The sequence below is a fragment of the Embleya sp. NPDC050493 genome (assembly GCF_044458105.1).
In the GTDB taxonomy this organism is placed as follows: Bacteria; Actinomycetota; Actinomycetes; order Streptomycetales; family Streptomycetaceae; genus Embleya.
In genome coordinates, this window is the sequence record NZ_JBITHP010000005.1 from 276,661 (window position 1) to 288,515 (window position 11,855).

Annotated in this window: 12 protein-coding genes; 10 read left to right on the top strand and 2 right to left on the bottom strand. The window is 72.3% G+C overall.

Annotation, left to right across the window (positions count from 1 at the left end; translation table 11 throughout):
- Positions 1 to 11: 11 nt before the first annotated feature.
- Positions 12 to 386, bottom strand: coding sequence for a hypothetical protein (locus ACIBM5_RS13295; protein ID WP_396006947.1), 375 nt, complete (start codon positions 384 to 386; stop codon positions 12 to 14).
- Positions 387 to 643: 257 nt separating this feature from the next.
- On the opposite strand from ACIBM5_RS13295, the gene rsmD reads away from it, so the two are divergent.
- The 8 genes from rsmD (at position 644) to ACIBM5_RS13335 (ending at position 6,260) form a co-directional block, all read left to right on the top strand.
- The gene (rsmD, locus tag ACIBM5_RS13300; RefSeq protein ID WP_396006948.1) at positions 644 to 1,213 is read left to right on the top strand and encodes a 16S rRNA (guanine(966)-N(2))-methyltransferase RsmD; all 570 of its coding nucleotides are present in this window, start codon (positions 644 to 646) and stop codon (positions 1,211 to 1,213) included.
- Between the two features lie 60 nt (positions 1,214 to 1,273).
- The gene (coaD, locus tag ACIBM5_RS13305; RefSeq protein ID WP_020553272.1) at positions 1,274 to 1,756 is read left to right on the top strand and encodes a pantetheine-phosphate adenylyltransferase; all 483 of its coding nucleotides are present in this window, start codon (positions 1,274 to 1,276) and stop codon (positions 1,754 to 1,756) included.
- A gap of 108 nt (positions 1,757 to 1,864) precedes the next feature.
- Positions 1,865 to 2,803, top strand: a complete 939-nt coding sequence (locus tag ACIBM5_RS13310) for a cell division initiation protein (RefSeq protein WP_396006949.1) — start codon at positions 1,865 to 1,867, stop codon at positions 2,801 to 2,803.
- 316 nt (positions 2,804 to 3,119) lie between these two features.
- On the top strand, positions 3,120 to 3,635 hold the full coding sequence (locus ACIBM5_RS13315) for a YceD family protein (protein WP_391581374.1): 516 nt from the start codon (positions 3,120 to 3,122) through the stop codon (positions 3,633 to 3,635).
- 2 nt (positions 3,636 to 3,637) lie between these two features.
- A complete protein-coding gene (gene rpmF / locus ACIBM5_RS13320) occupies positions 3,638 to 3,811 on the top strand; it encodes a 50S ribosomal protein L32 (protein ID WP_026218805.1) in 174 nt (57 codons plus the stop codon).
- Between the two features lie 8 nt (positions 3,812 to 3,819).
- Positions 3,820 to 4,560 carry a ribonuclease III gene (gene rnc / locus ACIBM5_RS13325; protein ID WP_379989192.1) on the top strand — a complete coding sequence of 247 codons (741 nt, stop codon included), beginning with the start codon at positions 3,820 to 3,822 and terminating at the stop codon, positions 4,558 to 4,560.
- Positions 4,561 to 4,752: 192 nt separating this feature from the next.
- Positions 4,753 to 5,631: a bifunctional DNA-formamidopyrimidine glycosylase/DNA-(apurinic or apyrimidinic site) lyase gene (gene mutM, locus ACIBM5_RS13330; RefSeq protein ID WP_391581375.1), complete on the top strand. Its 879-nt coding sequence runs from the start codon at positions 4,753 to 4,755 to the stop codon at positions 5,629 to 5,631.
- A gap of 26 nt (positions 5,632 to 5,657) precedes the next feature.
- Complete coding sequence (locus ACIBM5_RS13335) at positions 5,658 to 6,260, top strand: hypothetical protein (protein ID WP_391581376.1); 603 nt, start codon at positions 5,658 to 5,660, stop codon at positions 6,258 to 6,260.
- Between the two features lie 82 nt (positions 6,261 to 6,342).
- On the opposite strand, the gene ACIBM5_RS13340 is transcribed toward ACIBM5_RS13335, so the two are convergent.
- Complete coding sequence (locus tag ACIBM5_RS13340; RefSeq protein WP_396006951.1) at positions 6,343 to 7,170, bottom strand: CAP domain-containing protein; 828 nt, start codon at positions 7,168 to 7,170, stop codon at positions 6,343 to 6,345.
- 353 nt (positions 7,171 to 7,523) lie between these two features.
- On the opposite strand from ACIBM5_RS13340, the gene ACIBM5_RS13345 reads away from it, so the two are divergent.
- Positions 7,524 to 7,730, top strand: a complete 207-nt coding sequence (locus tag ACIBM5_RS13345; RefSeq protein ID WP_396006952.1) for a hypothetical protein — start codon at positions 7,524 to 7,526, stop codon at positions 7,728 to 7,730.
- Positions 7,731 to 8,159: 429 nt separating this feature from the next.
- On the top strand, positions 8,160 to 11,816 hold the full coding sequence (smc, locus tag ACIBM5_RS13350; RefSeq protein ID WP_396006954.1) for a chromosome segregation protein SMC: 3,657 nt from the start codon (positions 8,160 to 8,162) through the stop codon (positions 11,814 to 11,816).
- Positions 11,817 to 11,855: the final 39 nt, after the last annotated feature.

An 11,855-nucleotide genomic window follows, 5' to 3' on the forward strand; every position in this document is an offset into this window, starting at 1 on the left:
TCGGCGGTCGGTCAGCAGTGGTACATGCCCGGCATCGGGTCCTGCGGCGTGAACACGCGCTGCGCGGGCAGGAAGCCGTGCCCGCCGTCGTCGCCGTCGGTGTAATACCAGATGTCGTTGCCGCCCGAGTGCGGGTCGCCCTCGGTCCAGCAGCTGAAGTAGCTGTAGGTGCTGTCCAGTCGGCTGACCACCGGGGCCCGGAAGTACGGCTGGGAGCGCAGGTGGCTCGCGCCGTTGGCGCAGTGCAGGGTGCCGTTGCTGTCGACGTAGCAGTTCGCCGCGGTCGTCGGCGGCGTGTCGGGCGTCTCGGCGACGGCAGGGGTTGTGCCGGTCGCGGCCAGCGCGGCGCCCGTGACGACGGTGGCGAGGAAGGTGCGGAGCTGCATCGGGCTCTCCCGGGATCGGGTGTGGGATCGATGTCTCGACGGCGATCGTTGTCGCCCGTGCCCGGCGATGGCGCCCTCGCCGTGCATACCCCTCATACGATCCGGTGGCCCTGTGTGTATGACGGGTCGCACATCGTGTTTCGGCCCGGATTTCGTCGGCCGGGACCAGTCGATAGCGTTGACCTCATGCAGGACACGTATGCCCGGCCCGCCCGTGGCGCCGACCGCCGGCCCGCCCTCCGTCCACGAGCCCACGCATGACCCGGGTGATCGCCGGGGCGGCGGGCGGCCGACGGCTGAGCACGCCGCCGGGCGAGGGCACCCGGCCGACCTCGGACCGGGCCCGTGAGGGACTGTTCTCCACCCTCCAGTCGCTGCGCGGCAACCTGCACGGCGCACGGGTGCTCGACCTGTTCGCGGGTTCCGGCGCGGTCGGCCTGGAAGCGCTGTCCCGAGGCGCGGCGCGAGTGCTGCTGGTCGAGTCCGACCCGCGTGCGGCGAACACGATTCGGACCAACATCCGCCTCGTCGCCCTGCCCGGCGCGGAGCTGCGGCCGGCCCGCGCGGAGAAGACCGCCGCGGTGCCCTGCCCCGACGAGCCGTACGACGTGGTTTTCCTCGATCCGCCGTACGCGGTCACCGACGGTGAGGTCGGCACGCTGCTCGGCACACTGGCCGAGCACGGCTGGCTGGCGCCCGGGGCGCTGATCGTGGTCGAACGTGCAACGCGTGGGGGGCCATTCGCGTGGCCTGCGGATTTCGTCGAGATCAGATCCCGTCGCTACGGCGAGGGAACGCTCTGGTACGGTCGCGCCGCGCAAGCCTGACCAGGCGGGCGGACCATCGGGTCCGGACCCGTCGGCACCCGATTTCGAGGGGAACCTCCGTTGCGTCGAGTCGTCTGCCCCGGTTCGTTCGACCCGGTCACCAACGGTCATCTGGACATCATCGGACGGGCCGCGAGCCTGTACGACGAGGTCTACGTGGCGATCGGCTTCAATCGCGCCAAGCGCTCGGGTCTGTTCACCATCGAGGAGCGCATCGAGATGCTCCACGAGGTGGTCGAGCAGTACAAGAACGTCAAGGTCGAGGCCTTCGAGGGGTTGCTGGTCAACTTCTGCAAGGAGCGCGGGATTCCGGCCATCATCAAGGGCCTGCGCGCGGTCACCGACTTCGACTACGAGTTGCAGATGGCGCAGATGAACTACGGTCTTACCGAGGTGGAGACGTTGTTCGTCGCGACGAACCCCCTCTACAGCTTTCTGTCGTCGAGTCTCATCAAAGAGGTCGCGACGTACGGAGGCGACGTGTCCGGCCTGGTGCCGGAGACGGTGCTACGTCGGCTCACCGAGCGGCTCGCGCAGGGCTGACGCGGCACGTGCCTCGTCGCCGGGCCGACCGCCCGCGGCGAGTCGGTCCGTCACGCGATGCCGGCGAACACGACGGCTACCGTCGGTTTGAGGAGAGAGAGCAAGCCCGTGGACGTGCAGCCCAAGCTCGATGAACTGATCGCACTGGTCGAGAACGCGCGCTCGATGCCGATGTCGGCGTCGTGCGTGGTCAACCGCGCGGACGTGGTGGCCCGGCTCGAGGAACTCAAGAACCTGCTGCCGGCGGAGTTCGACCACGCGCGCCGGGTGCTCGGCGACCGCGAGTCGGTGATCGAGGAGGGGCGCCGCGAGGCCGAGCGCGTGTTGGCCAAGGCGCGCGAGGAGCGCGGCTCGCTGGTCGCCGACACCGAGGTGGCGCGGGAGGCGTACGGCGAGGCCGACCGGATTTTGTCCGAGGCCCGCCGCGAGGCCCAGCGCATCCGCGAGGAGGCCGACGACTACGTCGACCAGAAGCTGGCCAACTTCGAGGTCGTGCTGACCAAGACGCTCGGTGCGATCGGCCGGGGTCGGGACAAGATGCGCGGGCGCCGTCCCTCCGACGAGCTCGGCGAGTACATGCAGGCGCAGGAGTTGGCCGACGCCCAGGCCAAGGGCCGCCCGGGCAGCCTGCAGGCCCAGCTCGACGGCCACGAGGAGACGTTCGCCGCGCCCGCCCAACCCGACTACCCGGCCGCGCCGCCCGCCGCGCCGACCGTGCCCGCGCAGGCCGGCCCCTACGGCGGTCAGCACGGCTACGGCCAGGACGCCTACGGGCAGCCCGCCTACGCACAGGGCGCCGGACCGGACACCGGCTACTCCGGCGGCTACGAGGGCCAGTACGACATGCCGCAGTACGACCAGCACGGGCAGCAGCAGGCGTACCCGGCGCAGCACGATCCGGCGCAGCACGACCCGGCGAACAGCACGGGGCAGCAGCCCGCCTACGACCCGCAGGCCCAGTACGCGCAGTCGCTGGACGAGACCAGCTTCTTCGACACGAGCCTGATCGACGTGCGGCAGTTCCAGCAGGACGGCGGCCGCCAGTAACCGTCGGCCGGAGCCGGGGCCCGGCAGCCGCGCCGCCCGCTCGTCGGGCGCCGCGTGCCGGGCACCCTTCGCCGGGCGTCGCGCGGACCCGCTCGAATGGCCCCGTTTGGGGCCTGGCGCGCGGGCTGCGATACTCTTACGGACCGACCCTGCCCGAGGCGTGCTTTTCGCGTGCCCCGAGGGTTGGCACCCTGACCATTCGAGCCCCCCGCGACCCGGGGGGTGGCACTGCATGAGGTAGGACGTCCTGGACCGCTTGGATCACCGCAAACCACTCGTCGTCGACACACGCGAGCTGGGACGTCGGCCTGGATCCATGCTGAAGGTGTCCCGCTCCGTGCCGGCCCCGAAGGACATGGGTGTGGCAGATGTGATCGGCGCGCCCGAAGGTGCCCCCATCCAGCTGGGTATCCGGCTGGAAGCGGTCATGGAGGGTGTGCTGGTCACCGGCGTCGCACAGATGCCGCTGACCGGTGAGTGCGTCCGGTGCCTGGAACCGCTCGAGCGTGAGCTCACGGTGCGTTTCCAGGAGCTGTACGTCTACCCGGACGCGGAAGCCGACGAGGACGCCTTCCGGCTCACGGACGACCTGTTCGACCTGGAGCCGGTGCTGCGGGACGCGACGGTGCTCGCACTGCCGCTCTCGCCGCTGTGCCGGGAGGACTGCCCGGGCCTGTGTTCCGAATGCGGAGCACTGCTCGCGGAGGACCCCGACCACAGTCACGAGCTCGCCGACCCCCGGTGGGCGAAGTTGACCAACATCTTCGACGGACCTTCCGCCGAAGCCGACGTTGACGGCGCGTCCAGCGCCGACGAGAACCAGGAGAAGTAGCCGTGGCTGTTCCGAAGCGGAAGATGTCGCGCAGCAACACCCGGCACCGCCGGAGCCAGTGGAAGGCCACTGCCGCCAACCTGGTGACCTGCGAGCGCTGCCGTGAGCCGAAGCTGTCGCACATCGCGTGCCCGAGCTGCGGCACCTACAACCGCCGCCAGGTCCTCGACGTCTGATCAGGCCGGTGGTCGTTCCGGTGACGGAATCACTCGCGCAATACGCGGATCTGGAAGGGCGGCTGGGCTGGTCGCTCGATGCCGCCCTTCTGGAACGCGCCCTCACCCATCGCTCGTACGCGTACGAGCACGGCGGGCTCCCGACCAACGAGCGCCTGGAGTTCCTGGGCGACTCGGTGCTCGGTCTCGTCGTCACCGACACGCTGTACCGCAGGCACCCCGACCTGCCCGAGGGCCAGCTCGCGAAACTGCGGGCCGCCGTCGTCAACTCGCGCGCCCTCGCGGGCGTCAGTCGGCGACTGGACCTGGGCGCCTTCATCCGGCTCGGCCGAGGTGAAGTGGGCACGGGTGGGCGAGACAAGTCCTCGATCCTCGCGGACACGCTCGAAGCCATCCTCGGTGCGGTGTACCTGGACCAGGGCCTCGACGCGGCGACCGAGCTGATCCACCGGTTGTTCGATCCGCTGATCGAGCAGTCGGCGAATCTCGGCGCGGGCCTGGACTGGAAGACCAGTCTCCAGGAGCAGACCGCCGCGGCGGGTATCGGAGTCCCCGAGTACGTGGTCTCCGAGACCGGTCCCGACCACGAGAAGACCTTCACCGCGCTCGCCCGGGTCGCGGGTGTCGATTACGGCACCGGTGTCGGGCGGAGCAAGAAGGAGGCGGAGCAGCAGGCCGCCGAAAGCGCTTGGCACTCGATCCGCGCCAAGTACGGAGACGGTTCCGGCACGCAGCCGGCCACCGCGTAGTCTCCGAGCCAATGCCTGCCGATAGGTAAGTTCGAACCGGTCACCGACCTCGCGGTCGCCCGGCACGATCTCACCTACCGGCAGGCATTTTCGCATTCCCGACGGCGGCCCCGCCGCCGGTCGCAGTGTCGCCCGTCGTGGTGTCTCCCGTCGTGTCGTCTCCGGTTGTGCCGTCCCCAGGGGGAGTGCAAGGTGCCCGAACTGCCCGAGGTCGAGGTCGTCCGTCGCGGACTGGAGAAGTGGGTGGTGGGTCGCACCATCGCGCACGTCGAGGTCACCCACGAACGCGCCGTGCGGCGCCATCTCGCGGGCCTCGTGGACTTCGCCGACGCGCTCGTCGGCGCCCGGGTGCACGCCGCCCGACGACGCGGGAAGTATCTGTGGTTGCCGTTGGTGGCGCCGGGCGCGGAGGCTCCGGAGGACGCGCTGCTCGCGCACCTGGGCATGAGTGGGCAACTCCTGGTGCAACCGCCCGAGGCGCCCCGGGAGAAGCACCTGCACGTGCGGTTCACCTTCACCGACGGCGGGCTCGAGTTGCGCTTCGTCGACCAGCGCACGTTCGGCGGGCTCGCGGTCGAGCGCGGCGGTGCCGAACTGCCGCCCTCGATCGCGCACATCGCGCGCGACCCGTTGGATCCGCTGTTCGACGACGCGCTCTTCCACGCGGCGCTGCGCCGGCGCAACACCGAGATCAAGCGTGCGCTCCTGGACCAGACCCTGGTCAGCGGGATCGGCAACATCTACGCCGACGAGGCGCTGTGGCGGGCCCGGCTGCACGGTGCCCGGCAGACCGGAAAGCTCACGCTCGCCCAGACCACGCTGCTGCTCGCGTCCGCGCGGGACGTGATGACCGACGCACTGGCGGCGGGCGGCACCTCCTTCGACAGCCTGTACGTCAACGTGAACGGGGAGAGCGGCTACTTCTCCCGGGGCCTGGACGCCTACGGGCGCGAGGGCGAGCCGTGCAACCGGTGTGCCACGCCGATCCGGCGGATCTCGTTCATGAACCGCAGCAGTTACTTCTGCCCGGCCTGTCAGCGCGCGCCACGCAAGGCGACGGCCGGGGCGTAGGCACCGGAATCCAGGGAGCGCGTGTCATGGGATTCAACGGGGACATCGTCGTCGTGCGCGAGGCGCGGCCGTTGTCCGAATTCGCGCCGCACGTGGACACGGCGGCGCACCCGGCCCGGACGATGTGGGAGTCGCCGGACGGTTGGACCGCGACGCACGTGCGGCACGAGGACGATCCGTACGCGTTCGAGCGGCCGTGGCTGGAGGCACTGGCGGCGAAGGCGGACTCGCCGGTGTTGGTGTGCTGGGTCTTCGAGACGCACGTGGCGCACGTCCAGGGAGTGAGCGCGGCGGGCGCCTGGGAGGCGTGGCTGAATCCGGGCGAGGCGGCGGCGCACCTGGCGATGGGCCGGCTCGAACTGGAGGCCGCCCGCGCCGGTGCGGACGTCTTCGACGGGGGCGGCGAGTTGCGTCGGCCGGAGCGCTACGCCCAACTGCGCGACGAGGTGGGCGAGGTGCTGGACCGGGCCCGACCGAAGGTGGTCGACGCGGCGGTGCGCTGGGCGCGGGCGGCGGGTCGCGCGGCGGCGGCGGAGGCGGTCGACCTCGTGCTCGCCCGCAACCAGGGCGAATCGGGGCTGTACGTGTTCGGTCTGCTGGCGGATCGGCTCGGGGTGGGGCCGCGCTGAGCGGGCGGTTTGCGGGCCGGGCCGCGGATCCCGCGGGGATGCGCCACCGGGTGCGCCGGCCCGGCCCGGCCGATCCGCCCGATCAGCGGCCGAACTCCTGGGTCCACCAAGGGCCGTTGGCGCCCTCCCGGATGCCGACGCCGAGCTTGGTCAGGCCGCAGTCGAGGATGTTGCGGCGGTGGCCGGGGCTGTTCATCCAGGCCCGCATCACCGCGTCGGCGGTCTTCTGGCCGCGCGCTATGTTCTCCGCGCCCAGGTAGCTCACGCCGGCCTTCTCGGCGCGGTCCCACGGGGTCAGGCCCTCGGGCGTGTTGTGGTCGAAGTAGTCGCGGTCGGCCATGTCCGCGCTGTGCGCGCGGGCCAGCGCGACCAGTTTGGCATCGCTCTTGACCGGGCCGCAGCCCGCGGTCGCGCGCTCCTGATTGACCACCGCGAGCACCTTGTCCTCGGGGCCGCTCGGCGGGTTCGCCGCACTCGTGGTCGGGGTGCCTGCGGGCTTGCTCGGCGTCGCGCTCGCGCTCGGGGTCGTGGCCGCGCTCGTGGTCGGCGCGCCGGTCGTGGTGCTCGCCGTGGGCCCGGGGCTCGTCGCGGGCAGCGCGGTTCGGCCGGTGGTCGACGCGCCCGGGAGCAGGCTGCGGGACGCCTCGTCGCCGGTCCGGTCGGCCCCGACGGCGCCGGGCGGGGCGGAGCCGTCGAGGGCATGCCCGGGCAGCGGCCCGTCGGCGCCCGCGACGCGGTTGGCGGAGGACTCGCCCGCCCGGTCCGAGACGACCATGCCGGCCACGGTGCCGCCCACCGCGAGCAGGGCCAGCAGGGCGAGCAGGGGGGCGACGCGCCGGCGACGCGACTTCGCGCGTCGTCGATGCGGGCGGGCGGGGGCCGAGGCCGAGGTACGACTGTGCCGAGCCATGGAGGGTTGAGTCACCTTCCGGCAGGGGATATCAATTCACCCGAACGGGTGGTGGTGCCGGAGTGACTCTAGGGCACGGCCGTCCGGAGTTGGCGGACAACCGGAATCTTCTTGACTGGGGAGGTCGAAAGATGATCTCGTACACCCAGCACGACAGCCGTCACCCCAGTCCGCGGTCGAACCGCGTTTGATCGGGTGAAGGTCTCGTTATCGTGCCGTTATGATATTGACCTCCTGCGTTTTTGGTGCGACGCTGGAAGCCCGCGCACCCTATCAGGAGCCTTGCGGCCGGGTGCCACATTTAGACCCGCGAACTTGCGTGGTCATTCATTTTCAGCGTGGAGGACCCTCTCATGGCGAAGGCGCTTCTCGGTTACGTCGGTGGCCCCGATCCCCGACTGCTCGCCGAGAATCGACGGCTCCAGCAGCGTGTTCGTGACCTGGAAACGGAACTTGTCCGTGCCCAGGAGCGTAACGACGCGCTCAACGCCGCCGCTTCGGACGAGCTGCTTGCCGGCTTCGACGTCTCCGCGACGGAACCGGCGCTTTCGCGAGCGTAGGTTCGCGCAAGCGATAATCAGGGACGCCTTCAGGCGTCCCTTTGTCGTTTCCGGAGCCGGCCCGGGCACGCCTTGACATGCCGTGAGCGTTAGCGGGCCGTTACCTACAACGTGTCTCTGCTTGGTGTCTCTGCGTGGTTCTCGTCCGTGACTCGCGGTGCCGTGACTCTCGCGGGGCCCTGCCTCCGCGCGGCCCTGCCTCGCGCTCATGGGTGCGATCGCGGGTCCCGATCCCCGCGCGACCCCTGTGGCGCGCCCCGTGATCCGCGCGCCCGGTACTTCGATTTCTCTGCTGCCGTCCCCGCCGTGCCCCCTCGCGCCCACCCGCTCGCTTCCAGCGGTTGATACCCCCATCCGAGGCGCTCGACACGCCCTCGGACGGACCGAGCGGGCGAATCGTCCGGGTCGTGCCGACTACTCTTTCGTCGCGTGCACCTGAAGAGTCTGACCCTGCGTGGCTTCAAGTCCTTCGCGTCGGCGACGACGCTGCGCTTCGAGCCGGGGATCACCTGCGTGGTCGGGCCCAACGGCTCCGGCAAGTCGAACGTGGTCGACGCACTGTCGTGGGTGATGGGCGAGCAGGGCGCCAAGACGCTGCGCGGCGGCAAGATGGAGGACGTCATCTTCGCCGGCACCACCGGCCGACCGCCGCTCGGGCGTGCCGAGGTGAGCCTGACCATCGACAACGCCGACGGCGCGCTGCCCATCGACTACTCCGAAGTCACGATCACCCGGCGGATGTTCCGCAACGGCGGCTCCGAGTACGAGATCAACGGCAGCACGTGTCGGCTGCTGGACATCCAGGAGCTGCTCTCCGACTCCGGCATCGGCCGGGAGATGCACGTGATCGTCGGTCAGGGGCGGCTCGACTCGGTGCTTCAGGCCGACCCCGCCGGCCGGCGGGCGTTCATCGAGGAGGCGGCGGGGGTCCTCAAGCACCGCAAGCGCAAGGAGAAGGCGCTGCGCAAGCTGGACGCGATGCAGGCCAACCTGACCCGGGTGCAGGACCTGACCAACGAACTGCGCAGGCAGCTCAAGCCGCTCGGGCGCCAGGCCCAGGTGGCCCGCCGGGCCGCGGCGATCCAGGCCGACCTGCGGGACGCGCGGCTGCGGTTGCTCGCCGACGACCTGGTACGGCTCAAGAACGCGCTGGCCGAGGAGGTCGCGGACGAGGCCGCGCTGCGCGAGCGGCGCACCGCCGTGGAGCGCGAACTCGCACTGGTGCAGGCGCGCGAGGCACGACTGGAGACCGAGGTGCGGGCGATGGCGCCGCGGCTGGCCCGGGCGCAGGAGACCTGGTACGCGCTGTCCGCGCAGGCCGAACGGGTGCGCGGAACGGCCGGGCTGGCCCGGCAGCGGGTCCGCCATGCGACGTCGGCGCCCGCCGAGGAGCGGCGCGGGCGCGACCCGCAGGAGATGGAGCGCGAGGCCGAGCGGATCCGCGAGCAGGAGGCGGAGCTGGCCGCCGCGCTGGAATCGGCGCAGGTCGAGCTGGCCGAGACGGTGGAGCGGCGCGGCGAGCTGGAACGCGCCCTGGTCGAGGAGGAGCGCCGGCTCAAGGAGGTCGCCCGGGCGCTGGCGGACCGTCGCGAGGGTCTGGCCCGGCTGGTCGGCCGGGTCGGCGCCGCGCGCAGTCGGGTGGCCGCGGCGGAGGCCGAGATCGGTCGGTTGGTGGGCGCCCGGGACGAGGCACGCGAGCGTGCGGTCGCGGCGCAGGAGGAGTACGAGCAGCTCCGGCTCGGCGTCGAGGGCGCCCCGCAGGACGACGGCGGCGGGGGACTCGCCGCGATCGAGGCCCGGTTGGCCGCGGCCCGCGAGGTGCTGGCCGAGGCCGAGGAGGCGCTCGTGCTCACCCGCGACGCGGAGAAGGAGGCCGAGCGGGAGCGGTCGGCGGTCGTCGCGCGCAAGGAGGCGCTGGAGCCGGCGCTCAGGCGCAAGGACGGTACCGGCGCGCTGCTCGCCGCGGGGGACCGGTTGTCCGGCGTGCTGGGTACGGTGGCCGCGCTGATCACCGTCGAGCACGGCGCCGAACAGGCGATCGCGGCGGCCCTGGGCGCGGCCTCGGACGCGGTCGCGGTCACGGGTGTGCAGCCGGCCGTGGACGCGTTGCGGCTGCTGCGCAAGGACGACGCGGGCCGGGCCGCGCTGCTGCTGGGCGGGGGCGCGGCGCAAGGGGCGACGGGCGGTGGGCCGGCGGAGTGGCCGGAGCTGCCGGCGGGGGTGGTCTACGCGACGCGCCTGGTGTCCGTACCGGAGGAGTTGCGCGGCGCGGTCCACCCGCTGCTCGACCGGGTCGCGGTGGTCGAGGATCTGACCGCCGCCGCCGAGCTGGTCCGGGCGCTGCCCGGGGTGCGCGCGGTCACCCGGGAGGGCGACCTGGTCGGCGCGGGCTTCGCGCACGGCGGGTCGGCGAGCGCGCCGAGCCTGCTGGAGGTGCAGGCGGCGGTGGACGAGGCGGCCGAGCGGGCGGCGGTGTTGACCGAGCGGTGTGCCGGGCTGGCCGCGGCGCTGGCCGGTGCGGTGGCGACCCGCCGGGAGGCGGCGGCCGAGGTCGAGCGGATCACCGCGCAGCGCCGCGAGGCGGAGCGCAAGGCCGCCGCGGCGGCGCAGCAGTTGGGCCGGCTCGGCGGGCAGGCCCGGGCGGCGGCGGGCGAGGCCGAGCGGTTGGCGGGTGCGGTGGCCGAGGCCGAGGCGGCGCGCGCGCAGGAGGAGCTCAAGGTCGAGGAGCTCGCGGCACGGCTGGAGGCGGCGCAGGAGTACAACGCGGCCGAGGGCGACGAGGAACCGGACACCGCCGAGCGGGACCGGCTCGCGGGCGCCGCGAGCGCCGCGCGGCAGGCCGAGATGGAGGCCCGCCTCGCGGTGCGCACGCACGAGGAGCGGGTGCGGTCGCTGGCCGGCCGGGCCGACGCGCTCGACCGGGGCGCGCGGGCCGAGCGCGAGGCGCGGGCGAGCGCGGCCCGGCGCCGGGAGCGGCTGGCGGTGGAGGCGCGGATCGCGGGCGCGGTGGTCGCGGGCACCGAGGTGCTGCTGCGGCATGTCGAGGCGTCGTTGGCCCGGGCCGGGGCCGAGCGCGACGCGGCGGAGGGCGCCCGGGCCGCGCACGAGGCGGAGCTGGCCCGCGAGCGCGGCCGGTCCCGCAGCTTCGCGGCCGAGTTGGAGAAGTTGACCGACTCGGTGCACCGGGACGAGATGTTGCGCGCGGAGAAGCGGCTGCGGGTCGAGCAGTTGGAGGCCAAGTCCCTGGAGGAGCACGGGATCGAGGCCGAGGGTCTGCTGGCCGAGTACGGCCCGGACCAGCCGGTGCCGCCGTCGCCGCCGGCCGAGGGCGAGGAGCGCGACCCGGACTCGCCCGAGGCGCAGCTGCGCCCGTACGTCCGGGCCGAGCAGGAGAAGCGGCTGCGCGCGGCGGAGAAGGCGCATGTGCAACTGGGCAAGGTGAACCCGCTCGCGTTGGAGGAGTTCGCCGCGCTGGAGGAGCGACACAACTTCCTCACCGAGCAGTTGGAGGACCTGAAGAACACCCGCCGGGACCTGATGACCGTGGTCAAGGAGGTGGACGAGCGGGTCGAGCAGGTCTTCACGGCGGCGTACCACGACACCGCGCGCGAGTTCGTGGGCGTGTTCGCGCGGTTGTTCCCGGGCGGCGAGGGTCGGCTGATCCTGACCGACCCGGACGACATGCTGACCACCGGCATCGAGGTGGAGGCCCGGCCGCCGGGCAAGAAGGTCAAGCGGTTGTCGCTGCTCTCCGGCGGCGAGCGCTCGCTGACCGCGGTGGCCCTGCTGGTGGCCATCTTCAAGGCCCGGCCCAGTCCGTTCTACGTGATGGACGAGGTCGAGGCGGCGCTGGACGACATGAACCTGCAGCGGCTGATCGGGATCTTCGCGGAGCTGCGGGAAAGTTCGCAGCTGATCGTGATCACCCACCAGAAGCGCACGATGGAGGTGGCCGACGCGCTGTACGGCGTCTCGATGCGCGGCGACGGGGTCACCACGGTGATCAGTCAGCGACTGCGTCAGGAGGACCGGCGGCCGGCGTCCGAGCACGCGGAGCCGATGAGCGGGGTCTCCGCGGGCGGGTGAAGCCGAGCGGCGGCCACACCCCGGTCGAGTCGAGGGTGT